This is a genomic window from Psychrobacter maritimus, from assembly GCF_029953575.1.
Taxonomy (GTDB): Bacteria; Pseudomonadota; Gammaproteobacteria; order Pseudomonadales; family Moraxellaceae; genus Psychrobacter; species Psychrobacter maritimus.
Genome location: NZ_CP124526.1, coordinates 3,087,162 through 3,111,273, shown reverse-complemented (window position 1 = coordinate 3,111,273; position 24,112 = coordinate 3,087,162). Strand labels below are relative to the sequence as shown.

Genomic DNA, 24,112 nt, shown 5'->3' with positions numbered 1-24,112 from the left:
GTTTCGATATTCATAAGCTTCGATGTCAAAGCCGTTGTTAATAAAACTATCCTTAATTTTGGATAAAGTTAACTTTGAGCAAAATGGGTGGTAAGTGCGCAGTTAAAAATAATAATAAATCGGTATTCGCCCAGTATTCAAAGCGACGACTGGATTTGCGTTAAAATGACGATAGCGATGGCAAGTGACAGATAAAACATAACCTGTGTCGTTATGTTTCGATTTATTGTGCTAATAGTAATTGTTAAACAATTTAACCGGCCTGCATCTGTCAACTTTGAGCAAACATGTTAATATAATGGCAGAATTTCACCCCTTCTTAACCATTCTTTAGCCATTCATCTGTTTAATATGACCCTCATATTTATATAGACGGCTGGTAATAGAAATAATAAAACAAGAGAGAAAAATTATGTCAGACCTTATTGTTAACACCACCGATGCAAACTTTGACCAAGATGTTCTACAATCAGACGTGCCAGTTCTAGTAGACTTTTGGGCAACTTGGTGTGGTCCTTGTAAAGCCATTGCACCTATTTTAGAAGATTTAGCGACTGAGTACCAAGGTAAAGTTAAAATCGTTAAAGTCGACGTCGATAGTAACCCACAAGCGGCGAGCCGTTTTGGTATTCGTAACATTCCTACCCTGTTTGTCTTTAAAGACGGCGAAAAAGTTGATTCAGTGATGGGTCTACAGCCAAAAGCCGCATTAGCAGCCGTACTAGATAAGCATCTATAATCGTTTTTAGTAATTGTTTACTAAAAGGTTTTTATATAAAAATCGACACCGAAAAAGCTATTGTCTACAGCAGATAATGGCTTTTTTGCTGCTTTTCTGAGCAAAAAACGAGATTATGCGAATTTTTTGGCAAAAATTATTGACAATGCCAGCTTGAAGCCCGTATAGTCTGCTGACAAGAGAAAACTAACCATTTTCCTAAGTGTCTTGTCGCTATTCTCCTCGTGTTTATCAACAAAAACACAATCGTCATTATAAAACACCACTACTGAACGCAATGACTAAACACAATTACTGATATTGAGTTTTTGACGCAGACTCTTATGTAGACTTCTTTATCTTTACCTCTTATGAGCGTGCCTGACTTTCTGGCAACGCATCCATAAGCTGGCACGTAAAATCCAACCTACATAAACCCCAATGCTGTGCATATACCCGCTATCGCCCTATACCCGTTGTTTTAATCAATGTCTTGATTTGTGCTGATAATGGCATCTCTCATCTGATCAACTGCTAATGACCTATCTATGAATCTTACTGAATTAAAGAAAAAAACAATCGCTGAGCTATTGGCCATCGCTAAAGAAATGGGTCTTGATAATATGGCGCGTAGCCGTAAACAAGACATTATCTTTGCGATTTTAAAAACCCATGCCCGTAACGGTGAAGCCATTTATGGTGACGGCGTGCTTGAGGTTCTTCCTGATGGCTTTGGCTTTTTGCGCTCATCTGAAGGCTCTTATTTAGCAGGTCCTGACGATATTTATGTCAGCCCCAGTCAAATCCGTCGCTTTAGCTTAAAGACTGGCGACAGTATCGCGGGCACCATTCGTCCGCCAAAAGACTCTGAGCGTTATTTTGCGCTATTAAAAGTCGGTGAGATTAACTTTGATACGCCAGATCGCTCGCGTCATAAGCTGATTTTTGAGAACTTAACGCCGTTATTCCCAACTGAGCAATTAAAGCTCGAGCTTGGTAATGGCACGACCGAAGATTTGACCGGTCGTATTATTGACCTGATTGCCCCAATTGGTAAAGGTCAGCGCTCGATTATCGTTGCACCGCCAAAAGCCGGTAAAACCATGCTGCTACAAACCATTGCGCAGTCGATTACTCGTAATAACCCTGAATGTTATTTAATCGTACTCTTGATTGATGAGCGTCCAGAAGAAGTCACCGAGATGGTGCGTACGGTACGCGGTGAAGTGGTTGCATCTACCTTTGATGAGCCGCCACAGCGTCACGTCCAAGTGGCTGAAATGGTCATCGAAAAAGCCAAGCGTTTGGTTGAGCATAAACAAGACGTGGTCATTTTACTGGACTCTATTACCCGTCTTGCTCGCGCCTATAACACCGTGATTCCATCATCAGGTAAAGTATTGACCGGTGGTCTAGACGCCAATGCTCTTGAGCGTCCAAAACGCTTCTTTGGTGCGGCGCGTAACGTTGAAGAAGGCGGCAGCTTGACCATTATTGCCAGTGCGCTTATTGATACCGGTAGTAAAATGGACAGCGTTATCTTTGAAGAGTTCAAAGGAACCGGTAACCAAGAGATTACCCTTGAGCGTGATTTAGCAGAAAAACGCGTCTTCCCAGCCATTAATATCAAAAAATCGGGCACACGTCGCGAAGAGCGCCTACTTGATGAAGATAAATTGCGTAAGGTTTGGATTTTACGTAAGCTGCTTCAACCAATGGATGGCGTCCAAGCCACTGAGTTCTTGCTAGACCGTCTAAAAGAAGCCAAGACCAACGACGAGTTCTTTGAACAAATGAAACGTAAATCACAAAACTAATTGATAGTTATTGTTTATCAAATTGATTAGATAGTGAACTATCCAAACATAAAGACTGCCTTAGGGTGGTCTTTTTTTGCTTTTTAAATACTCGTTTAAAGACTTTTTCGCTATATAGTCGATTCCACTTAAAAAGAATACAGGGCTGTGGGGATAATCCTTAGAAACAGTTAGCGGACTTTCATTATAAATACAATAACTCCAAGCAAAAGCCCTACCAACGATACAGTGAAGCAACATACTTTACAGGTTATTTGCAAAGCTTAGCGTTTCTACTACGCCGCGATAGACATAAACGGGCTACTATGCAAAGTAGTACTAACATCACTAGATACATATTGTATTTTAAACTGTATATTGTATTTTAAATTTGACTACTTAATAGGTGATAATATGAAATTTGCTAAAACTTTTGCAATGACAGCCATTACTAGCTCAGCATTAATCATGACTGGTTGTAATACAGGCCCATACGGTAACGCAAACAACACCGTAAGAGGTGCTACTGCAGGCGCTGCTGCTGGTGCTCTAATCAGAAGTAAAGGCGATAGTAAAGACATCGCACGTGGTGCATTAGCGGGTGCTGCTCTTGGTGGCGCTGGTGGTTATATCTACGACCAAACCAAATAATATATTTTAGATAGCTATCAACAGACGGTTATCAAAATAAAAGCCTGCAATTAAATTGCAGGCTTTTTTATGTTTATTTATTAAGCAATGAAGCAATACTTTTATAATGCCTCACTATTTATCATGCTCTCCTACTTATAGTGCCCCACTAAAAGTATCGCAAGATTGAATATTGCCACTCTCTAAACCACGGGTAAACCACTGAACGCGCTGTTGACTGGTACCATGAGTGAAATTATCAGGTACGACTGCCCCACCACTGGCACGCGCCAAGCGATCATCACCGATTTGACTGGCGGCATTGATGGCTTCATCGATATCACCGGCTTCTAAAAACTGCACGCGCTCTTGATTACGCTGTGCCCAAACGCCCGCAAAACAATCCGCCTGTAGTTCTTGTAATACCGACAGCTTATTGGCCTGTGCGCGCGTAACTTGACGACCCGCTTCGTTTACTTGTTGGGTAATACCGAGCAAGGTCTGTACATGATGACCAACCTCATGAGAGATCACATACGCTTGCGCAAAATCTCCGGCCTTCCCTTGGTTTTCGCTATCACCTGAGCCTTGCTCATCGCCTGTAATGCCTAAGTTTTGGCGCATCTCTACAAAAAACGACGTATCCAAATAAACCGTTTGATCACCCGGGCAATAAAAAGGTCCTGTTGCTGCACTGGCGCTGCCACAAGCGGAGCTGACTTGCCCATTAAATAAAATCAGGGACGGCTCTTTATAGATACTGCCGGCCTCATTGAATATCTGATGCCAAACTTCTTCCGTATCCGCCAAGACTACTTTGACAAACCTTGTATCACGGTCGTCACTGGTCGCAGGCTCAGTAGAGGTATTGCTGCCACCACCTGCCACCACCTGACCGGTCTGTAGTGCAGTCATTGGGTTGACCCCAAACACCAACCATAAGATACCGGCGATGATAATCCCGCCGATACCGCCACCGATCATCTTGCCGCCACCACTACTTGTGCGCACATTAGAGCTGCCGCGTCTGCCTTGCCATTTCATAAAATCTCTCCTAAAAAACACCATAGTCATCGCTATGCGTATCGTCGTTAGTCCTGCTATATAGTTATGGATATTTAATAATTTTAAGCGCAGTCCCTTAATTGCCTATTTTATTTAGCTATTTTTCATTTTTCATTCAGCCATTAACCGTAAAAAACGAGGTCAAACAACGCTTCTTATGCTGCTATTGTTTTGTTGCTAAGACTTCGTTTCTTACTACTTTTATAGACGGTTTTTATTGATAGCTTTTACGAATACTACCGCTATTTATACCCTGCTAATATTCATCATTCAATGGCTATATTTGATGATAATTGTACTGACAATAGGCCATAAATGGGTATAAACTAGCACCTTAGTCATGAGAGAAAACCTTTTATAGGGAAACCCTTAAATCGTACTGATGTCATTGATTATACGTCGATTAATTTGGCTTGTTGTATTAAAAGTTATATTAAGTAGACCATGTAAACCCCTATTTACAATTTTATTGTTACTTAATTGTACAAGCTCTTTCCATGCAGAAAGAAATCATATAGAATGCGTGGAAGCTGAGTAGCTGCGATTAATACTAGTTGAATTCTGAGACATCTCGGATATTCAACCTTTTTTGCTGCTACTGATCATTTCATTTTCCCGGAGAAAACCTTATGAACTTAAAATTACTTGCTCTAGCTGGTATCATGACTGCAACTATGGGCCTTACTGCCTGTGACAGCAACAAAGAAAACGCTGCTGAAGATTTATCTGACGCACAAGAAGAAGTGCAAGATGCTTCTGAACAGTTAGACGAAGCTGCTGCTGAAGGCGAAGCTGTTCCTGCTGATGCAGAAGCTGCTGTTGCTGACGCTGAAGCTGACATCGCTGATGCACAAGCTGCTACTGCTACTGACGAAATCGATGCTGAAGTACCTGTAGACGGTACTACTACTAGCGTTGACGTAGCTAGCGAAACTCCTGCAGTAGACGCAGCTGACGAAGTTGTAGTTGAAGAACCAGCTCAGTAATTTTTATTTTTCATAATAAAAATACTGTAGTAAAAAAAAGAGAGCTTATGCTCTCTTTTTTTATGTCTGTTATTTAGGATTTTATTAGCGCTTCAAAGGTTAGGCAGAAAATGCATTAGGCTATGGTGCTATATAACATTGACTACCCTATCTTGTAAATCATTTGCTTGATAAATCTAAAAAGCCAATAGAATGACTTTCATCATCGCTATTGGCTCAACAGAAATAACCTATTAAAAAAAACTTATAACAAAACCTATTAATAATAGTTTACTCATCAAATAAACGTTCATCGACCTGCTGACGAAATTTTTGACCAGTTTTAAAGGTAACCACACGGCGCGCAGACACTGCAACAGGCTCACCTGTCTTTGGGTTACGACCGGGACGGCTGTTTTTATCTTTCAGCTCGAAGTTGCCAAAGCCTGAAAGCTTGACCTCTTTGCCATCAATCAAACTTTCTGACAATTCATCGAAAAAGTTCTCCACCAAACAGCGGCCTTCTTGGCGTGTCAGGTTAAGATGACTCATCAAATGCTCAATCATGTCAGATTTGGTTAAGGTGCTCACAGTACGACTCCTATGCTATGTCGTGATGTCAAATATCATGGTTTAGCGGTATGAGGATTAATGTTAGCTATTATAAAGGTTTTTTGCCGTCATTTTAATAAAGTCTGCAATAAAATCCTTTATTAATAACCACTTAACTTACTTTATGTCTATAACTTTCTATCAGCTAATCTTTTTCATCAATAGCAAAGCGCCATAGCCTCGCTTATGAGGAGGCTATGGAGGATTTTATATTTTTAGGATTAGATATTAGCTGTCACGCAACTGAGCAGCGTGCTGTTCGGTTAGGGCTTGCACTACCTTATCGGTCGCTGTCTTTACCGCTTCATCAGAGAGTGTCTGTGTTCTGTCTTGCCATATCAGCGCAAAAGCTAATGAGCGTTGACCTGCTGGCACTTTATCACCTTGATACACATCAAATAGCCACATATCAGTCAATAACTCACCGGCTGCCGCGCGTATCGTCGCCTCTAACGTCTGCAAGCTAATATCGCTATTGACTAAGATAGCAATATCACGACGTACCTGCGGGAATTTGCTTGGAGTGGTGATGACATGCTGTTCACGTACAAGGGTTAATAATGGCGCAAGTGATAATTGGGCCACCCATGTAGCTGGCAAATCCAATTGTTTAGCGGTATTAGGATGCAATTGACCCAACCAACCGACATACTGATCATCGATATAGAGCTTGGCACTTTGACCCGGATGTAAGAAAGCTAGCTTACTACGCTCATAGCGGATACGCGCACTATCTACTTGCGCAGGTAATAACTGCTCAATATCATGCTTGAGATCATAGAAGTCTAATGCCCGGTTTTGATACGCTTGCTCGTCCCAAACATCGCCGACTGCTACTAATGCGATACTTGGTGTTTGCACCAACTCGCTAATACTTTGACCGACAAAACTCAGACCAGTTTCAAAGAAGCGCACGCGCGGCTGCTGACGATTGAGGTTATATTGTACACAAGGCAACAAGCTTGACAGCAAAGTACGGCGCATTACCGCTAAGTCGCTAGAGATAGGATTGGCCAGTGCCAACACTTCACCTAGCGCTTTATCATCAAGCAAGGCTTCTATTTTTGCATCACTAAAGCTAAAGCTAATCGCTTCCATATAGCTATTATCGACCAGTGCCAGCTTCATCTCATGCGTCAAGTCTGCGGTATCGTCATAATCCATACTGACTTGCAAATGTGGCAAGACGCTTGGAATATTGTCATAGCCATAGATACGCGCAATCTCTTCGATGAGGTCTTCTTTGATACTCATATCAAAGCGATACGATGGTGGCGTGCAAATCAGGCTATCTGCTTGCTGCTCTACCTCAAAGCCCAATTGGGTTAAGATACGTACCATCACTGCTGGTTCAATCTCAATACCAATGACCTCACGAACTTTAGTGATTGGCAACATAATAGGCGCACGTGCCGGTAGATGCTCACTGTTTTCTACCTTTACAATTTGCCCTGCTTGACCGCCAGTGACACTGGTAATTAAATCAGTAGCACGCGCCAACGCTAACTCTGGTAATTCAAAATCGACACCACGCTCAAAGCGTTGTGAGGCATCAGTATGCAGACCAAAACGGCGTGCACGTGCAGCAATAGCAAGCTGGTTAAAGAAGGCGCTCTCTAAGACGATATTGGTGGTGCCATCAGTAACGCTACTGCGTTGACCGCCCATGATACCCGCGAGCGCAAGTGCGCCTTTATCATCAGCAATGACCAATTCATCACCCGTTAGAGTAATGGTTTGCTCATTTAATAAGGTAATGGTCTCGCTAGGCTCTGCCAAACGAACCACGATATCACCAACAATGGTATCGGCATCAAACGCATGTAGCGGCTGACCCAATTCCATCAACACATAGTTTGTCACATCGACCAAAAAGTTATGCGAGCGTAATCCCGATTGGACTAGCGCATCTTGCACCCACTTTGGGGTGTCGATGCTACGATCAATATTACTGATTGATTGTAAAAGATAGCGTGGGCACGCCTCAACCGCACTTACTGTCACCGCTGGCGTTGCGCTGTTATCAGTAGCTGCTACATTGGCAGGAATCTCAGGCTGCTGCATCGGCAAATCGTTAATGACTGATATCTCGCGCGCAATACCACGTACGCTAAAGCAATCACCACGGTTTGGGGTGATAGAGATATCTAGTATCTGATTGTCTAAACCTAAATACTCACGGATATCCATACCAATCAGTGCATCAGCTGGCAATTCAAGCAGACCATCGATGCTATCGGTTAAATCAATTTCAGACGCGCCGCAAAGCATACCGTTAGAGTCGACACCGCGTAGGTTACCGTTTTTAATTTCAAAACCTGCACCATTATCAGAAGGCAAAATGGCACCAACGGTCGCAACTGGTGCTTTCATACCGACCGTTACATTGGGTGCACCGCAAACGATTTGTAACGGTTCAGATGCACCAATATTCACCTGCGTAACGCGTAGTTTATCGGCATCTGGATGCTGTTCAACGCTGATGACTTCACCGACAACCACACCACTAAAGGCACGGGCAACCGCAAAGCGATCATCAATCTCAAGCCCTGCCATGGTGAGTTGTTCGGCCAATTGCTCACTGCTATTGTTGGGATTTACCCATTGACGTAGCCACTGTTCGCTAATTTTCATAAATATCTCGGATCAGAATTTTATAATAAAGATTTTGAATTAAAGGTTGGACTATTAACCTGTCATATTAACAAGGAGCACTTTTTATATAAACAAAGAGCACTCTAGCCAAACTGTTTTAAGAAGCGTACGTCGTTTTGGAAAAACAGGCGCAAATCATCGATACCGTAATACAACATCGCAAAGCGCTCAATACCCATCCCAAAAGCAAAGCCGGTGTATTTATCGCTATCAATACCGCAGTTAGTTAGCACCTGTGGATGCACCATACCGCAGCCCATGACCTCAAGCCATTTACCATTATCATCGAGGATATCAACTTCAGCAGAAGGCTCCGTAAACGGGAAAAATGACGGACGGAAACGCACGGTCAATTCTTTGGCAAAAAACGCTTCTAAGAACTCACTAATCAAGCCTTTTAGCTCAGCAAAGGTACTCGACTCGGTAACCATTAAGCCTTCTAACTGATGGAACATCGGCGAATGGGTTTGATCCGAGTCATTACGATAGACGCGACCTGGGCAAATAATACGAATCGGCGGCTCATTTTTTTCCATGGTGCGAATTTGCACCGGACTGGTATGCGTACGTAGCAGATAATGCGCATCAAAATAAAAAGTATCGTGCATCGCGCGTGCTGGATGATGCGAGGGAATATTAAGGGCTTCAAAGTTATAGTAATCACTCTCAACTTCAGGGCCAGTAGCGACATTAAAACCCGCTTGAATGAAATACTGCTGCATACGCTGGGTAATCATCGTCACTGGATGCAAATGACCTTTTTGACCACCGCGCGCAGGCAAGGTGATATCAATGCTTTCGCTTGCAAGCTTAGCATTTAATGCCGCCACTTCTAGCTGCTGTTGCTGCGCCGTCAATGCATCTTGAATACGGCTACGGACTTGATGTAACCAGCCACCGTAAGTTTTTTTATCATCGCTGCTCAGTTTGCCCATCTGCTTTGACCAGCCAGTTAAGGGGCTCTTTTTACCCGTCAATTGCACGCGCAAATCTTGTAATAAGCGGACATCATTGACTTGTAGGATTAAGGCTTCAGCGGCACTGGTAAACTCAGTCAGCTGGGCTTCAGTTAGCTCGCTCAGTTCTGAGGATAAGGTCGGTAGCGCCGACAAATCGGTGGTAGCAGCAGGGGTAGTCATAAGACGCATTCTTCCTGATTTAAACGGACTATTAATTATAGTGATAGGTAATTGTAGGGATTTGACCAAATATTGCAAACCATTTACCCATTCATTTTAATATAAGGGCGTGTGATATGAATGGCTTGAATATTTAGACAATAAGAAATGCAAGTTCAGATAAAGCAGGTTACCGCTTAACGGTGATAAAACTTTAGCGGTGATAAACTGACCATAAAATAATTTAATATAAAAAAAGCCACCGACCAGCGGTAGCTTTTATTAATATCGTACTATTAATCAATATTAGTCCTATCCATTCAAGTAATCAAAAAAGCTGAATACCTAAAGGACGGTTAATATTTAGGCCAATTCCGCTTTTGCTTTTTCAACCAAGGCGGTGAAAGTCGCTGCATCATGCATAGCGATGTCAGCAAGTACGCGACGATCGATTGCAATGTTAGCTTTTTTCATACCATTGATAAAGCGGCTATAGCTTAAGCCGTTTAAGCGTGCACCAGCATTGATACGTGCAATCCAAAGACGACGGAAAGTACGTTTTTTGTTGCGACGGTCACGATAAGCATATTGACCAGCTTTGGTCACTGCCTGTACCGCTACGCGGTAAACACGTGAACGGGCACCGTAGTAGCCTTTTGCGCGCTTTAAGATTTTTTTGTGACGGCGATTTGCCTGTACACCACGTTTTACACGGGCCATAAATTACTCCAAGATATTTTTAATCATTATTAAACGAATCACGATGTCATTAATTAATAGACATCGTTATCAGATTGCAAAGTCAGATGTTTTTAATTCAGTCGCTATTTATTAAACAGCGCTTAATCAAAGATAAATGACGATAGCCTTATTAGATGTATGGGCACATACGACGAACTGCTGCTTCGTCAGACTTGTCCACCATCTTAAGACCGCGCAACTGGCGAATACGCTTAGCTGATTTCTTGGTCAAGATATGGCTTTTGAATGCTTGCTTACGCTTAAAGCCGTTCGCTGTTTTTTTGAAGCGTTTAGCTGCACCGCTTCTGGTTTTCATCTTAACTTTCATGATGATTTGCCTCTTTGTCTTTTATAGAACCTGGTCGTCAAATAGTCAATAACGAATAGTGGCTGTAAAAACAAGCACTAAACCTCTATTTGCCTCGAGGTGGGAGGCGTCATTTTAACAGATCATGCGCAGTTTTGCCAAGGAAAGTTTCAGCTCGGTTTAGCGTATGTTGTTCTTTCTAATCACAAATACTATGGGGCTTATTTTAAGCGGCTAAACATTGGTCATTAGCCACTTAAAATTCAAGCTTCGAAATAGAAACTAAGCTATATAAACTTAATAAAACTAAGGTTAGCTGAGCCTAATTTACAATTATTATTTTATCAAAATCCCGCTCAGGTATAATTGTGCTTTATTTAGTGCTTTAACATATTGAATGTCAGCCTAAGCTGTGTTTAAGTAGAGTGTGAACATTGATAAAGCGCTCTCATAAACGGTAGATAGGCTAAATGACTTCATAAGCTTCCTTTTATTGATGAGTGCTTTTTATTAAAACCTATTTTTTATTATTAATTAGTTTGTATGACTAATTACTTTCTACTTATAAGACGATAGACGATGACTTTACCTGCTTGGCTTGCTGCCGTAAATTTTAATGCTGATGGTTTGATTCCTGCAATTGCACAAGATTATGTGTCAGGGCGTATTTTGATGATGGCGTGGATGAACGCCGAATCTCTACAATTAACCGCGCAAACGCAGACGGCGGTGTACTTTTCGCGTTCGCGTGGCAAGTTATGGCATAAGGGCGAATCTTCTGGGCATACCCAGCGTGTGCATGATATTCGTCTAGATTGCGACGCCGATGTGATTGTCCTTAGCGTCACTCAGGCCGGTGGTATCGCTTGTCATACCGGCCGCGAGTCTTGTTTTTATCAGCGTTTGGATTTGTCAGGGCAAACACCTGAATGGCAAACAGTCGATAAAGTATTAAAAGATCCTGCAGAGATTTATCAGACAAACGCCGCTGCAAAAGCCACGCCTGAAATTAATGAAGCGGCGGCGGAAGATTTAGTGCATTCGAACACCAATCAAAATAACAGCCTTGCTACCACTCATTCTATTTTGCAGCAGCTTGATAAAGTATTGGCCGAGCGCAAACAAGCGGATGCTGATAGCTCATATGTAGCCAGCTTATACGCCAAAGGTCTCAATAAAATATTAGAAAAAGTCGGTGAAGAAAGTACCGAGAGCATCATCGCTGCTAAAGACTTTGCCAATTGCGATGAAAGCACTGATAAAACCCAATATGACGAAGCGCGTCATGAGCTTATCTATGAAGTCGCTGATGTCTGGTTCCATACCTTAGTCGGCTTGGCTTGGTTCGATATCGAGTCAGAGGCGGTATTAAATGAATTAGGTCGACGCTTTGGTCTCTCAGGTATTGATGAAAAAGCGGCGCGCTAGCGTTTTTTAAGCTTAGCCATTACCCTGTTTGATTATTGTTGCTTTCACCTTTTTGTCATAACGGCAGGTTATAATAGTGTGACGTGTTACTTCGCATAAGCTGTCGATAGATTTTGTGTACGACAGCAATATTCTATACACTCAACGTATTCCTATAAAGACTGAAAACCAAGACATAAGGATAGCATTATGGGCAGTTTTTCCATTACGCATTGGCTGATTTTATTGGTGGTAGTGGTTGTCGTATTTGGCACCTCCAAACTAAGAAATGCCGGTAAAGATTTGGGCGGCGCGGTCAAAGGTTTTAAAGAAGCCGTCAAAGACGAAAATACTGAACATGTCAAAAAGCAAGTGGTGCTCGACCATGATGGCAAAGCACACCCTGAAGAGCGCCCAACAACCACTAAGGTTGATGACAAGCATAATGTATAGCATTTAGACAGTGACATCGGAACATTATGTTTGATATTGGGTTTTCTGAATTATTGCTTTTTGGCGTTATTGCCTTAATCGTCTTGGGGCCAGAAAAGCTGCCCCAAGCGGCTCGTACCGCTGGACAATGGTATGCCAAAATTCGCCGCACGGTTTCTACCTTGCAGTCTGAAATCGAAGCGGAACTTGACTTAGCTGAGACGCGCCAGCAAATGCAAAAAGAGCTGGCCAAAATTCGCCAAACGGAAGCAGAAATGCGCCGTGAAATGGCAGAGATGCGCGGCAGTATGCAAGAGTTTGAATCCTCGCAGAATCAGCATTTAAAAGCAGCACATCAGCCTACAACCGATAAAGTGGATAATACCAATAATAAAAACGATTGTGAAAAAGGCGATAATTCATCCGCGGCGCCAAAAGAGTTTGACTATGCCTATGACAGTGATGGGTCAGATAAAAAGTTAAAAGAGCCTGAACTTTCAGAGAGTCAAGGTAATGATGATAGCGACACTCAACACATCACTACACAAACAACGCAAAGCAACATTCAAAACATCAGCACCAAACCGTGGGAAAATATGTGGTTCCGTCTGGGCGCTTATGATAAAGCAAGGCGTCTGCCGCAAGCGCCCTATTTACCCAATTATAAAGCCGACATTTTATTAAACAGCCCTGTCATCCATTTGGACAGTCCTTTACCCAAACAGGCTTCTGTTAATAAGCAGGAGAATGATTAGTGGGGTTATTTAAACGTAAAAAAAGCCGCCAAGAAAAAATAATGGATGCAGATATTAAGGCTGCAACAGAAACCCTTGATAGTAATACTGATAGTGAGAACGGCGATAACAGTAAGGTCGATAGTAGTACTGTCGATAACATTAATGTCGATAGTAATACTGTCGATAATAGCAATGAGGACTCTGGCGATATCTTAAGCTCACTGGGCGATATGCCGATTACCGAGCATTTGATTGAGTTACGTCGGCATCTGATTAAGATATGCGTCGCGGTATTAATCATATTTTTAGCCTTGGTCGGATTTTCACGCGAGCTGTATGATTTTTTATCTGACCCATTGGTTGCTCAGTTGCCCGCCAACTCGACGATGATTGCGACCGATATCACCTCTAACTTTATGGCACCGATACGCTTGACCATATTTGTCGCGGCATTTTTTGCGATGCCGTATATTTTGTATCAAATCTGGTCGTTTGTCGCACCCGGTTTATATAAAAAAGAGAAAAAAGTCGCCATTCCTGTACTGATGTCCTCGATATTTTTATTTTATGCGGGCGTGGCTTTCTCTTATTTTATTGTACTCAAAGGCGTACTTAAGTTTTTTATCATGTTTGCGCCGCAGAACGTTTTGCCGATGACAGATATCGACAGTTATTTAAGTTTTGCGCTCAAATTATTCATGGTATTTGGGCTGACGTTTGAGATTCCAGTGGTCACCTTACTATTGATATTGGCGGGTGTCGTCTCCATTCAGAGCTTAGAAGATAAACGCCGTTATATTATCGTCGGCTGTTTTGCCGTTGCGGCGGTCGTTACACCGCCTGATGGCGTATCGATGTTGATGCTCGCGATTCCGATGTGGTTATTGTTTGAGCTGGGATTATTTTTAGCGAAAATATTAATCAAAGAAGAGCGTAGCCTTGATGCAGCAGACGATATAGAATTGAAGAAAGAATAGCTCTACTTATCAGACACTTATTGCAAAACAGCCAACGCGCTAATCTGTTAATACAACCTGCTTATTTCCACCTTTATTTTCTACTAACTTTTTTATTTTGTCCTGTGCGCTTGCAAATATTTTGCAATCAATATCGTCATCATGACCAGTCGGCCATTGTCTATGCAGTGGCTTTTTTTACCCCCGTTATTTTTGCCCCCATTCTAGTTTTTTAGGTAGCTTTATTATGTCCGCATCTATGCCAGCTTATATGAGCGATCCCACTGATGAGCAGCTGAACGCGCTAAATATGGCGATGGATCACAAGTCATTTAAAGTGGTCGCTTATGCGGGTGCAGGGAAAACGACGACGCTCAAATTAATCGGTGAACGTCTACGTGGCCGCGGCTTATATTTAGCCTTTAACAAAGCCATTGCTAACGATGCACGGCAAAAATTCCCCGGTCACGTCGATTGTCGGACGTTTCACTCACTGGCCTACCGTCATGTACCACGTGATATCACCGCCAAATTGTCGTTGCCAAGATTTTCACCCAAACGTCTGGGTGATGATTTGGGTCTGCAACCGGTACAAGTCCGTCGGCAAATGGATGGGATGAACAAATATATTACCCTCACGCCAGCGCGCTTGTCGCGATTTGTCAGTGATGCGGTGAGCAATTTTTGTAGTACGCACGCCAGCTATCCTGCGCCAAGGCATATTGAATTTCCAAGCTGGCTCGATGATTCTGATGCTGAGCAGCTGCGTGAAATGCTCTATCCCGCCGTTGAGCAGCGTTGGCTACAGTCGATTGATGCGCGCCATCCTGCTGGTATCGGGCATGATATTTATCTTAAATTGTGGGCATTATCGAAGCCAAGTATTCCCGCAGATTTTATCTTATTTGATGAAGCGCAAGATGCCGATCCCTTGATGATGGGGATTTTGACCCAGCAGCCACGGCAAGTGATTTATGTAGGTGACGCCCATCAGCAGATTTATGAATGGCGCGGTGCGGTCAATGCGATGAAAAAACTGCCATTGCCGCAGACTTTATTAACGCAGTCATTTCGTTTTGGCGAACCGATTGCCGAGATTGCCAACACCTTGCTCAAAGCCTTACAAGAAGATGTGCCATTAAAAGGCAATCCTAATAAGCAGTCTTCTACCGAAAAAGGCATGGTACACAGTAAAAAAGACGCCATTCTTTGCCGCACCAATGCTGCTGCTATGTCGCAATTGCTAACAGGCTTAAAACTCGGTCACCGCGTGGCGTTGCAAGCAGATACCGATCGTATGCTTAAATTCTGTCAGGCAGCCGAAAATTTAAAGAATGGTAAATCGGCATATGGCGTGCCTGAACTGGCATATTTTTATAATTGGGGTGACGTTCAAGAATATTCTGAAACCAATGAAGGCAGCGACCTTAAAACCTTGGTCAAATTGGTCGATGATCATGGGACTAATGTGCTCAGCCAAGCGGTCAATAGTTTATCCAGTATTGAAAATGCCGATTATGTCATCTCAACCGCGCATAAAGCCAAAGGGCTTGAGTGGGGTAAAGTACAACTTGATGATGACTTTTATTATGATGTGACAACCAATGCAGTCAAAATCAGCCCAGAAGAGCTGCGTTTGCTCTACGTTGCTTGCACGCGGGCACAGAGCAATTTAGATATTCATAATATTAAAGACTTAATATCAGGATTACAGACGGGGAAAAAGGTGGTTTTTGGTAATTCTTAGTTTTCTCTTTTATCTCACAACTCATAGTCTTTGCCGACCTCAATTTACAATAATAGCTTACCAACCATGAATAACACTCCATCTTTATCTCAAGCACTACAAGAGCGCCAACACACTATTCAGCGCTTGTTTGCCAATCCCGTTCGTTTGCTTGCGCCTATGGAAGGCTTAACCGATCCATTAATGCGCCAAATCCTAACCCAAATTGCGTCAGACTTGGGGCGCCCTTATGATTGGTCGGTCAGTGAATTTATTCGCGTCACTCAGCATGTATTGCCAGCACACGTTTTTTATAAATACGTGCCAGAACTCCATCATGATGCCAAAACCGCATCCGGTACGCCGATTCATATACAGCTACTCGGTAGCGAAGCGCAACTGATGGCAGAAAATGCCGCTTACACTTGTGAGCTTGGTGCGCCGGCGATTGATATTAACTTTGGTTGTCCGGCTAAAACGGTCAATAGCCATCGCGGTGGTTCAGTACTACTTGATGAGCCTGAAGTGATGTATGAGATTATCAGCGCCGTACGCCAAGCGGTTCCTGCTCATCTTCCCGTATCAGCAAAAATTCGCTTGGGCTATACCGACACCAATCGCATGGATGATATCAAAGCTGCCATTGCTGCGAGCGGCGCCGATTGGCTAACCATTCACGCACGTACCAAGACCCAAGGCTATAAGCCGCCGGCTTATTGGGATAAAATTCAGAATTTTAATACCTTAGATATTCCAGTGATTGCCAATGGCGAGATTTGGAATAGTGAGCAGGCGCAAAACTGTATGGCGCAGTCTGGTACGACGCATCTGATGCTTGGTCGCGGAGCCGTTACCCGTCCCGACTTGATTGCCGAAATTGATGCCGATAATAACGATACAAAAACGCTGACAGCTTTAGCATGGCAAGATTTAATTACCCATCAGATTAAGTTTTTAGAGGGGGCGGCGAAAAGCGATGTGGTTTTAGTCGGTCGTTATAAACAGTGGTTAGCGATGCTGACCAAAGGCTATAGCGAGGCGAAAACAGTATGGGACGTTATCAAGCGAGAAAAAAATAAAGCAGTGATTATCAAGGCGCTACAAGCAAGCGTTGCTTAATGAATCACTACCTTATTGATAACATACTCTATTGCTAAAAGTGCGCGTTTTACAACAGCGCGCTCAGGCTAATCGGCTTACATACTAACCCGAATCGCTAAATAAAATAACATCAATGAGCAGGCCATCGATAGCGTCCAAAGAATAGAGCGAAAGGTAGCCAAATTGGTAATATAGGCCACGCAAAAACCAATACGAATCAGCACATAAAGCCAAGCGATGGTATTAATAATTAATTGCGGTACAAAAAACAGCATCGCAACCAATACTGCCGCCAAAAATATAGGCAAGGTCTCATAGCTGTTTTGCTGGGCGGCATTAGCCCGCGCCGCAGCTCCCGTCGTCCCTTGTAAGAAATCACGCGGATGGGCATTGTCAGCCAAATTAAAGCCGCCAATTGCTTTTGCCGTCAGCGCCATCACTAGGGGCAGCAAACTTGCCACCACCATTGCCCAAATACCTGACGCTGCGCTATCGGGAATCAACCCAAAGAATAGACTCATTAGTATAATCTTCCCTATCCTGCAATGACTTCAAAATCGTGAGTCACATTGACGCCGCCCTGTACTAGCATCCTACTGGCTGAGCAGTATTTTTCTGCAGACAGTTTGATTGCCTTTTCTACCTGGCTTTCTTTGACATCTTGTCCGGTCACCACAAAATGCATATGAATGTCAGTATAAACGGCTGGCACGGTTTCGGCACGCTGCGCGGTCAGCTCACAGCGTACGTCTGTCACTTCTTGGCGCGACTTTTGTAAAATTGCAACCACGTCATAGCTTGCACAGCCACCAAGCCCTAATAAAATCAGCTCCATTGGACTTGCGCCTTTTTCTTTATCGGCATCGATTTGGACGTTATGTCCTGATGGTGACACACCCATAAAGGCTTTATTTTCTTGCCACGTAACGCTTGCTTTTGACTCTGACATCTTAAATATTCCTTGTTTTAATTGCTACGATTTTGAATGCGCATGCTTCTTACTTCACATGATTTTTAATTTGACATGGTTTTTAATTTGAATAGTAGCGGTTTCTTATTTTTTGAAGAACAATGTCTTTTGGAAAAATAAGGTCTTTTACTAGTGTAGCATAAGCCAAAACCAGATTTATAAAGCCATATCCTTGTTTACCTTTTATAAACCGTTTCAGCGCATGTCTTTTAGAAATCACCATTTCACCCTGAATCTGATTGTTAAGTATTTATCACGATAATATTATTCAAACTTATTACTCTTATAAGATCCATCATAAAAAACTTACAAAAGTCTAATTATAACCCACTGATTTTAAAGCATTAATCTTGTGAAACATTTTATAGCAAAATACTGTTACACATTTGGGTTGTTTCTTGGTTTAATAACGGTAATGAATCTTATTTTGCCATGGTATCGATAACAGTCACCCTATAATAATTATGATTGCTGTCACTGTACCTTGTTGAAATAAGCTATTTTTAAACAATTTAAAAGGGTTTAGTCATGATAGATGCAGACGGCTTTCGCGCCAATGTCGGCATCATCTTGGCAAATACACAAGGGCAAGTTCTGTGGGCAAAACGTATTGGTCACAACGCTTGGCAGTTCCCTCAAGGCGGCATCGACCGCGGGGAGACGCCGATGGATGCGATGTATCGCGAGCTCTGGGAGGAGGTCGGCTTACATCCGCGTCACGTGGATTTACTGGCGGTCACGCAAGATTGGTTGCGCTACCGCCTGCCGAAACGCTATGTGCGTCATGGGCAGTATCCTTTGTGTATTGGGCAAAAACAAAAATGGTTTTTGCTGCGCTTAGATGAGCCGAATACTCAACATATCCGCTTTGATGAGGGTAAACCAGAATTTGACCATTGGCAATGGGTCAGCTACTGGTATCCACTCGGACAAGTGATTCATTTTAAACGTGGGGTATATCGTCGCGCCTTGCAAGAATTGGTGCGCGAACTACCGCTTAAACAAGAACTGATTATTCCAGAACAAAACAACCATTTGTTGGTAGAATAAATAGTTGGATTTATTGTTTTAGTAGTAAATACGAAAAAGCCTGTAACACTCGATACAGGCTTTTTCGTATTTATAATTGCTAAAATTATAGTTTGATAGCAATTTTTAAGACCCCATCACGCTGATGCATAAATAAATCATATGCTTCTACAATATCGTCTAGCGCATAAGTATGTGTCACCATCTCTGATAGATCCACACGACCTGACTCAATGACATTCAGCAAACGACGCATGCGTTCCTTACCACCTGGACAAAGTGCCGTACGAATCGTGTGATCGCCAAGACCAGCAGCGAAATTCGCTATTGGAATGACTAAATCCTCAGAATAAACGCCAAGACTTGAAAAAGTTCCACCCGGTTTTAATATCTTGATGCATTGATTAAAGGTAGCTTGCAAACCTAATGCTTCGATACTACTATCGACACCACGCCCACCAGTGATTTTCATGATTTCATCAACCACCTCAACTTCTGTGAAATTAAGCGTAATGTCCGCTCCTAATTTCTTCGCCATCGCTAGACGCTGATTGTTACCATCAACAGCGATAATCAGTGACGCACCTTTGAGCCTTGCCCCAGCAGTAGCACATAAGCCAATAGGCCCCTGTGCAAAGATAGCGACAACATCACCGATCTGAATATTAGCGTTTTCTGCCCCCTTGAAGCCTGTTGACATAATGTCAGGACACATCAGCACTTGCTCATCCGTCAATCCATCTGGCACTGGACATAGATTGGCCTGTGCATCGGGCACTAGCACATACTCTGCTTGCGTACCATCAATGTGATTACCAAAGCGCCAACCGCCGGTCGCTTTATAACCATGACAAGAGCATTTGCCATCGGCATCAAGATAGCCACCATCTTGTGAGGGGAAGCCATCTTGGCTAGCATAAGAGGTAAATGTTGGACAAATCGCGCCAGCGATGACTCGTTGCCCTTCTTTATAACCCATCACTGCACTACCTAGCTTTTCAATAATCCCTACCGGTTCATGCCCAATTGTCAATCCTTTTGCAACAGCATACTCACCTTTAAAAATATGAATATCGGTACCACAAATCGTCGTAGTGGTAATTTTTAATAAAGCATCGTTCGGGCCGACATCAGGAATTTTCTTATCAACAATTTCAATTTTACCTGGCTCAACGAATATTAATGATTTCATCATAGTCATATCGTACTCCTTGTTAAACTGACCTCTGATTAGAGGATGGTAGGCATTATTAATGGCGCTTAAATGACCTATATATCCAGTTTATGTCATCAGAGTCACTATTAACAGGTAAATCCCTAAATATATTGTGGATTTACAATTATCTCTGCAATAAGGCTTAAATAATAACTAGAAAAGCCTAGCCATAAGTCATAGTAAAATGACAATATATAAATTACTCATATTCTCGACTCTGTAGTTGAGCACGTAAGATAGGTTCGGCATCGATAGGACTTGGAGATTGATTTAAAGTCAGAATACTTTGGATTCGAGTACCGTATGTCGGGACGGTTACATCCATGCTAAACAAAGCAATGGGCTCGATATAAATAGAAGATAGTGCTCGCTCAATCTGCTTAGCGACACCTGTTTCGGGTAATTTATTTTCTGGCGCTGACGTTTTATCAGACATCACTGCAAACGCCGCTTCTTGCCAATATTCAGGAGCGCTATTTTCAGCAATCAAAGGCAATACTTCCTGTCTTAAACGGCCACGTAACCTCTCAGTCTTAAACCACTCTTCCTCAGGCTGACCGTTCGAGAATACATGCAGCCCCGAGTGTAAGGCGGTTGGCGCATGACCACGATTATTGACAATCACCGCTTGCGCCGCATCACCAATAATAAGATTGAAGCCTGCGTAATCTTGCAGGCTAATTTGCCGAGCAAAGTCCATCGGGCTTAGCGTACTGGTCAAGAAATCGGTGACCAATGCACCGCGTGAACGTTCGTCATTACTTGCTTGCACGCCATCTCGAAAGTTTAATACCGCCGCCCAGCGACCATTTTGCTCGTAAAAATTGCCATATGGCTCTTGATGTATGCCAAGCCACGTGCCGCCACTTTGCTTATCACGCCCTGCATAAACAGGCTTATCCGCCCACTGATGGAGCGGCTCTGTCGGACGCTGCAAAAACTCATCACGATTGGACAATAAGACCAAAGGCAGCTCATCAAATAACTGCCAAGCAATGGCGACAATACACATAGTTTTCCTTTTATAAGATTATTAGGTGGTGTTTCAATATAAAAGAGGGTCGTTCAAAATAGCGTTCTGCTGGGATAAAATTTTCTCGCTTGCTGTGTGCTTCGCACTCCAGAGGCTTCACAAAATTTATCCCAGCAGCACTCCCATTAGCACTGTATTCTTTTTAAATTGAGTCAATTATATGGTTCTGGTTTAACATTAATTCGTGCTTAATTTTTTATCGGCAGGGTAGCTGATTTGATACGTCGATTGCACGACTTGCGCTTGTTTACTTGGTAAATCAAACTCCCAAGCGACCATGCCTTTATTATCATTCCAGTCTTTTTGGCTAATAGCTGGCGTGTGCGCCGCAGTGACTTTAATGCTGTCATCACTGTTAACCGGCTCAGCGCTTAACACTTGCAAGCGCACGCTACGATTGTGCTGATTGGTAAACTGATAAGCTTGGGTGATGGTTTTGGTTTGTTGACGGTTAAATACGCCCTTATCGCCTTGTTTATTCTCATCGGTCAGCTGCTTCACCAGTAAACTTGGGTCAATACCAAAACCTATACCCTGCTCTTTTAGGTTTTGATAATTGTAGCGCGACTGTCCAACATAGTTATCGTCGCGGTATAACTGCAACGAGCCATCAGCCCAAGCAGGTGTCAAAAATGGCGCGGATGCATACCAATAAGCGGCGGTCTCGGCACTTGGCGTGCTACGTAGCCAAAGCTTACTGGTGCCAGATTGCTCATCAATGACCGTGCGTACGCGTCTGCCGTCACTAGGAATACTCACACGCTGCGGCAATCGATATTCGGTGATGCCATTTTTATTTTGACTGCTGACGCTAAAGCTCGGTAGCGGTGGCATGTCATCTGCACCGCCGCCATAATTGTCTCTTGCAGACACGACCACTGGCGCTGCTTCCATCATTGGTGGCGCATAACGGCTTAACTTAGCCTGCTCTTCCTCATATAACGACAAGCGCTCAACTCTTGGCAACTGGCTGATCGTCGTTTGATTGGGATTAACGGTGCTTAAAATAACGGGCACGTTGCTCCAGTTCTCGCCGGTTTGTTGGGCGATAATGGCAGAAGCGGTGATATTCAGCTGATTACTATCGGTATTTAAGCGCGCTTGATAAGTCGGCTCCCGACTGGCACCGCGCACTTGATAATGCAGTTTCACGGTGCTTGGCGTGCGACTGGCAGTGCGTACACTGACTTGGGTCACACTATTCTGTTTCGAGGTGGTACTGCCCGCTAGCAGCTGATTGAGCGCATCTTTCGCTTGCGCTTCTCGCTGTTGTAGCTCGACTATCCTTTTATTAATACTTGCCGCTTGCGTTTCTAAATCGCGGGCATTATTCGCAAGAGTACCAGCCGTATTGATTTGCGTCACTTTAGTAAGGTTTTGCAAATAGGCTTTGGTTAAACGTGCCGCTTCTAATTCAGCGCTGATATCGGTGAGATTGTTTTTTTGGCTCTGTATTTTAGTGTCGCCTTGATATTGGCCATATTGACATTGTGCCGCTTGCTCAGCGCTCAAGGTTTCGATACTGACTTCGCCAACATTGACATTGCCCAATGCTTGAACGCTGATACTCTCTGGATCAATAGTCGGCGATAAGCAAGAAAAAACCAGCGTCTGCTCGCCATTGCCATTGATTGGTAAGGAACGCGTCACGCTAGCTAAACCTTGATAAATGGTAATGTTATCAATATTGCTTATCGCTGCTTGTGCATTTACAGGAACCCACAGCGCTAGGCCTGATGCTACTACGCCTAGCAAGGATAGTTTCGATAAATATGGCTGCATAAGGGTTCCTTAGAAATTGAAGCGCTTTTTTCATCTTATCGGTTTTTGCAACGCTTTGCTATCCATTCAATTAACCATTCACTTATCACAGTATTCGCAACGGATGAATTTTGCTATTATGAGCTACATTCCATTATCAATAATATGATGCTCTTATGATGATTCACCCTCAGTATGATCCCGTAGCGCTATCTTTGGGACCAGTAGAAGTGCACTGGTATGGCTTAATGTATCTGTTGGCCTTTGCTGCCGCTTATGGTCTTGCTTGGTATCGCAGCACCAAACGTGACAATTGGACCACCGATATGGTCTCTGATTTGGTCTTTTATGGGGCGCTTGGCGTCATTTTAGGCGGTCGTATCGGCTATGTGCTGTTTTATCAGTTCGGCGAGCTTTTACAAAACCCTGCGTATTTGCTACGAGTTTGGGAAGGCGGTATGTCTTTCCACGGTGGTTTTATCGGCGTCATGCTAGGCATGTGGTTCTTTGCTCGTAAATATAAAAAGACTGCCTTTCAAGTGTTCGATTTTATCGTGCCTTGCGTGCCGACGGGCTTATTATTCGGTCGCATCGGTAACTATATCAATGGTGAGCTATGGGGGCGCGTCTCAGACGGTGGCTACAACTGGCTGACTTATTTCCCGCAAGCCGCTGCCTTTGATATGGAGCAATTACAGAGCAATCCTGAGCTACAAGAATTAATGCTTGAGGTAAATGGACAGTATTTACTTCCGCGTCATCCATCGCAGCTATACGAAGCCTTTGCCGAAGGTTTGCTACTATTTATCTTTTTATGGTGGTATTCATCAAAACCGCGCCCACGGATGGCAGCATCCGCGGTCTTCTTATTGGGCTACGGTATCAGCCGCTTTATCATTGAATTCTTCCGTCAGCCCGACGCTGACCAAGGCTTTATCTTATTAGGCTGGATGACCAAAGGGCAACTCTTAAGCGCACCGATGATTATCGCAGGCTTAATCATGTTGATTTACGCTTATAAACGCGGTATTTATGATTGGGGTAAGCAGTCAGCTTATTAAGGCCACTTAGCAACAACTACCCTATTAAAAGCTATATTAAGCATTATTTTAAGAACTATATTCTTGGGAACTAAAT

General features: G+C 43.2%; 23 protein-coding genes. 12 read left to right on the top strand and 11 right to left on the bottom strand.

Annotated features, from left to right (window positions below; genetic code table 11):
* Positions 1–412 precede the first annotated feature (412 nt).
* From trxA to QJS82_RS13320, 3 genes are all read left to right on the top strand, one after another.
* A complete protein-coding gene (gene trxA, locus QJS82_RS13330; RefSeq protein ID WP_149490841.1) occupies positions 413–739 on the top strand; it encodes a thioredoxin in 327 nt (108 codons plus the stop codon).
* 527 nt (positions 740–1,266) lie between these two features.
* The gene (rho, locus tag QJS82_RS13325; protein ID WP_149490840.1) at positions 1,267–2,535 is read left to right on the top strand and encodes a transcription termination factor Rho; all 1,269 of its coding nucleotides are present in this window, start codon (positions 1,267–1,269) and stop codon (positions 2,533–2,535) included.
* Between the two features lie 393 nt (positions 2,536–2,928).
* The gene (locus QJS82_RS13320; protein ID WP_201563623.1) at positions 2,929–3,165 is read left to right on the top strand and encodes a YMGG-like glycine zipper-containing protein; all 237 of its coding nucleotides are present in this window, start codon (positions 2,929–2,931) and stop codon (positions 3,163–3,165) included.
* 135 nt (positions 3,166–3,300) lie between these two features.
* Here QJS82_RS13320 and ypfJ read toward each other — a convergent pair whose 3' ends face one another.
* Positions 3,301–4,188 (bottom strand): KPN_02809 family neutral zinc metallopeptidase, encoded by an 888-nt coding sequence (gene ypfJ / locus QJS82_RS13315; protein WP_281490793.1) that lies wholly within the window; start codon positions 4,186–4,188, stop codon positions 3,301–3,303.
* A gap of 650 nt (positions 4,189–4,838) precedes the next feature.
* On the opposite strand from ypfJ, the gene QJS82_RS13310 reads away from it, so the two are divergent.
* Positions 4,839–5,195 (top strand): hypothetical protein, encoded by a 357-nt coding sequence (locus QJS82_RS13310; RefSeq protein ID WP_201629323.1) that lies wholly within the window; start codon positions 4,839–4,841, stop codon positions 5,193–5,195.
* Positions 5,196–5,465: 270 nt separating this feature from the next.
* On the opposite strand, the gene QJS82_RS13305 is transcribed toward QJS82_RS13310, so the two are convergent.
* From QJS82_RS13305 to rpmI, 5 genes are all read right to left on the bottom strand, one after another.
* Positions 5,466–5,765, bottom strand: coding sequence for an integration host factor subunit alpha (locus QJS82_RS13305; protein WP_079692789.1), 300 nt, complete (start codon positions 5,763–5,765; stop codon positions 5,466–5,468).
* A gap of 249 nt (positions 5,766–6,014) precedes the next feature.
* Positions 6,015–8,420 carry a phenylalanine--tRNA ligase subunit beta gene (gene pheT, locus QJS82_RS13300; protein WP_281490792.1) on the bottom strand — a complete coding sequence of 802 codons (2,406 nt, stop codon included), beginning with the start codon at positions 8,418–8,420 and terminating at the stop codon, positions 6,015–6,017.
* Positions 8,421–8,524: 104 nt separating this feature from the next.
* On the bottom strand, positions 8,525–9,580 hold the full coding sequence (pheS, locus tag QJS82_RS13295; RefSeq protein ID WP_201619623.1) for a phenylalanine--tRNA ligase subunit alpha: 1,056 nt from the start codon (positions 9,578–9,580) through the stop codon (positions 8,525–8,527).
* Between the two features lie 342 nt (positions 9,581–9,922).
* Positions 9,923–10,279, bottom strand: coding sequence for a 50S ribosomal protein L20 (gene rplT, locus QJS82_RS13290; RefSeq protein ID WP_011281252.1), 357 nt, complete (start codon positions 10,277–10,279; stop codon positions 9,923–9,925).
* Positions 10,280–10,430: 151 nt separating this feature from the next.
* On the bottom strand, positions 10,431–10,628 hold the full coding sequence (rpmI, locus tag QJS82_RS13285; RefSeq protein ID WP_011281253.1) for a 50S ribosomal protein L35: 198 nt from the start codon (positions 10,626–10,628) through the stop codon (positions 10,431–10,433).
* A 558-nt stretch (positions 10,629–11,186) separates the two neighbouring features.
* On the opposite strand from rpmI, the gene hisIE reads away from it, so the two are divergent.
* From hisIE to QJS82_RS13255, 6 genes are all read left to right on the top strand, one after another.
* A complete protein-coding gene (hisIE, locus tag QJS82_RS13280; RefSeq protein ID WP_281490791.1) occupies positions 11,187–12,035 on the top strand; it encodes a bifunctional phosphoribosyl-AMP cyclohydrolase/phosphoribosyl-ATP diphosphatase HisIE in 849 nt (282 codons plus the stop codon).
* Between the two features lie 189 nt (positions 12,036–12,224).
* Positions 12,225–12,467: a Sec-independent protein translocase subunit TatA gene (gene tatA, locus QJS82_RS13275; protein WP_281490790.1), complete on the top strand. Its 243-nt coding sequence runs from the start codon at positions 12,225–12,227 to the stop codon at positions 12,465–12,467.
* A gap of 26 nt (positions 12,468–12,493) precedes the next feature.
* The gene (gene tatB / locus QJS82_RS13270) at positions 12,494–13,201 is read left to right on the top strand and encodes a Sec-independent protein translocase protein TatB (RefSeq protein ID WP_281490789.1); all 708 of its coding nucleotides are present in this window, start codon (positions 12,494–12,496) and stop codon (positions 13,199–13,201) included.
* Positions 13,201–14,160 carry a twin-arginine translocase subunit TatC gene (gene tatC, locus QJS82_RS13265; protein WP_438656213.1) on the top strand — a complete coding sequence of 320 codons (960 nt, stop codon included), beginning with the start codon at positions 13,201–13,203 and terminating at the stop codon, positions 14,158–14,160. The genes tatB and tatC overlap by 1 nt, the downstream gene beginning before the upstream one ends.
* 226 nt (positions 14,161–14,386) lie before the next feature.
* Complete coding sequence (locus QJS82_RS13260; protein ID WP_201619619.1) at positions 14,387–15,886, top strand: UvrD-helicase domain-containing protein; 1,500 nt, start codon at positions 14,387–14,389, stop codon at positions 15,884–15,886.
* Between the two features lie 66 nt (positions 15,887–15,952).
* Positions 15,953–16,984: a tRNA dihydrouridine synthase gene (locus QJS82_RS13255; protein ID WP_281490787.1), complete on the top strand. Its 1,032-nt coding sequence runs from the start codon at positions 15,953–15,955 to the stop codon at positions 16,982–16,984.
* Between the two features lie 77 nt (positions 16,985–17,061).
* Here QJS82_RS13255 and QJS82_RS13250 read toward each other — a convergent pair whose 3' ends face one another.
* Together QJS82_RS13250 and QJS82_RS13245 are read right to left on the bottom strand one after the other, a co-directional pair.
* On the bottom strand, positions 17,062–17,487 hold the full coding sequence (locus QJS82_RS13250) for an MAPEG family protein (protein ID WP_201619617.1): 426 nt from the start codon (positions 17,485–17,487) through the stop codon (positions 17,062–17,064).
* 14 nt (positions 17,488–17,501) lie between these two features.
* Entirely contained in the window at positions 17,502–17,915 is a 414-nt protein-coding gene (locus tag QJS82_RS13245) for an OsmC family protein (RefSeq protein ID WP_055125345.1), read from the bottom strand.
* Between the two features lie 549 nt (positions 17,916–18,464).
* On the opposite strand from QJS82_RS13245, the gene QJS82_RS13240 reads away from it, so the two are divergent.
* Complete coding sequence (locus QJS82_RS13240; RefSeq protein WP_068403735.1) at positions 18,465–18,986, top strand: RNA pyrophosphohydrolase; 522 nt, start codon at positions 18,465–18,467, stop codon at positions 18,984–18,986.
* Positions 18,987–19,071: 85 nt separating this feature from the next.
* Here QJS82_RS13240 and QJS82_RS13235 read toward each other — a convergent pair whose 3' ends face one another.
* From QJS82_RS13235 to QJS82_RS13225, 3 genes are all read right to left on the bottom strand, one after another.
* Positions 19,072–20,166 (bottom strand): NAD(P)-dependent alcohol dehydrogenase, encoded by a 1,095-nt coding sequence (locus QJS82_RS13235; RefSeq protein WP_281490786.1) that lies wholly within the window; start codon positions 20,164–20,166, stop codon positions 19,072–19,074.
* 214 nt (positions 20,167–20,380) lie between these two features.
* On the bottom strand, positions 20,381–21,193 hold the full coding sequence (locus QJS82_RS13230; protein ID WP_281490785.1) for an NRDE family protein: 813 nt from the start codon (positions 21,191–21,193) through the stop codon (positions 20,381–20,383).
* Between the two features lie 198 nt (positions 21,194–21,391).
* Entirely contained in the window at positions 21,392–22,996 is a 1,605-nt protein-coding gene (locus QJS82_RS13225) for a DUF4139 domain-containing protein (protein ID WP_281490784.1), read from the bottom strand.
* 155 nt (positions 22,997–23,151) lie between these two features.
* Between QJS82_RS13225 and lgt the strand changes: the two genes are divergently transcribed.
* The gene (gene lgt / locus QJS82_RS13220) at positions 23,152–24,036 is read left to right on the top strand and encodes a prolipoprotein diacylglyceryl transferase (protein WP_201563655.1); all 885 of its coding nucleotides are present in this window, start codon (positions 23,152–23,154) and stop codon (positions 24,034–24,036) included.
* The last annotated feature ends 76 nt before the right edge of the window (positions 24,037–24,112 follow it).

Bases quoted from the DNA above. Each gene is read 5' to 3' on its own strand.
- trxA (WP_149490841.1), top strand. From the start codon at position 413: ATGTCAGACCTTATTGTTAACACCACCGATGCAAACTTTGACCAAGAT.
- rho (WP_149490840.1), top strand. From the start codon at position 1,267: ATGAATCTTACTGAATTAAAGAAAAAAACAATCGCTGAGCTATTGGCC.
- QJS82_RS13320 (WP_201563623.1), top strand. From the start codon at position 2,929: ATGAAATTTGCTAAAACTTTTGCAATGACAGCCATTACTAGCTCAGCA.
- ypfJ (WP_281490793.1), bottom strand. From the start codon at position 4,188: ATGAAATGGCAAGGCAGACGCGGCAGCTCTAATGTGCGCACAAGTAGT.
- QJS82_RS13310 (WP_201629323.1), top strand. From the start codon at position 4,839: ATGAACTTAAAATTACTTGCTCTAGCTGGTATCATGACTGCAACTATG.
- pheT (WP_281490792.1), bottom strand. From the start codon at position 8,420: ATGAAAATTAGCGAACAGTGGCTACGTCAATGGGTAAATCCCAACAAT.
- pheS (WP_201619623.1), bottom strand. From the start codon at position 9,580: ATGACTACCCCTGCTGCTACCACCGATTTGTCGGCGCTACCGACCTTA.
- rplT (WP_011281252.1), bottom strand. From the start codon at position 10,279: ATGGCCCGTGTAAAACGTGGTGTACAGGCAAATCGCCGTCACAAAAAA.
- rpmI (WP_011281253.1), bottom strand. From the start codon at position 10,628: ATGAAAGTTAAGATGAAAACCAGAAGCGGTGCAGCTAAACGCTTCAAA.
- hisIE (WP_281490791.1), top strand. From the start codon at position 11,187: ATGACTTTACCTGCTTGGCTTGCTGCCGTAAATTTTAATGCTGATGGT.
- tatA (WP_281490790.1), top strand. From the start codon at position 12,225: ATGGGCAGTTTTTCCATTACGCATTGGCTGATTTTATTGGTGGTAGTG.
- tatB (WP_281490789.1), top strand. From the start codon at position 12,494: ATGTTTGATATTGGGTTTTCTGAATTATTGCTTTTTGGCGTTATTGCC.
- QJS82_RS13260 (WP_201619619.1), top strand. From the start codon at position 14,387: ATGTCCGCATCTATGCCAGCTTATATGAGCGATCCCACTGATGAGCAG.
- QJS82_RS13255 (WP_281490787.1), top strand. From the start codon at position 15,953: ATGAATAACACTCCATCTTTATCTCAAGCACTACAAGAGCGCCAACAC.
- QJS82_RS13250 (WP_201619617.1), bottom strand. From the start codon at position 17,487: ATGAGTCTATTCTTTGGGTTGATTCCCGATAGCGCAGCGTCAGGTATT.
- QJS82_RS13245 (WP_055125345.1), bottom strand. From the start codon at position 17,915: ATGTCAGAGTCAAAAGCAAGCGTTACGTGGCAAGAAAATAAAGCCTTT.
- QJS82_RS13240 (WP_068403735.1), top strand. From the start codon at position 18,465: ATGATAGATGCAGACGGCTTTCGCGCCAATGTCGGCATCATCTTGGCA.
- QJS82_RS13235 (WP_281490786.1), bottom strand. From the start codon at position 20,166: ATGACTATGATGAAATCATTAATATTCGTTGAGCCAGGTAAAATTGAA.
- QJS82_RS13230 (WP_281490785.1), bottom strand. From the start codon at position 21,193: ATGTGTATTGTCGCCATTGCTTGGCAGTTATTTGATGAGCTGCCTTTG.
- QJS82_RS13225 (WP_281490784.1), bottom strand. From the start codon at position 22,996: ATGCAGCCATATTTATCGAAACTATCCTTGCTAGGCGTAGTAGCATCA.
- lgt (WP_201563655.1), top strand. From the start codon at position 23,152: ATGATGATTCACCCTCAGTATGATCCCGTAGCGCTATCTTTGGGACCA.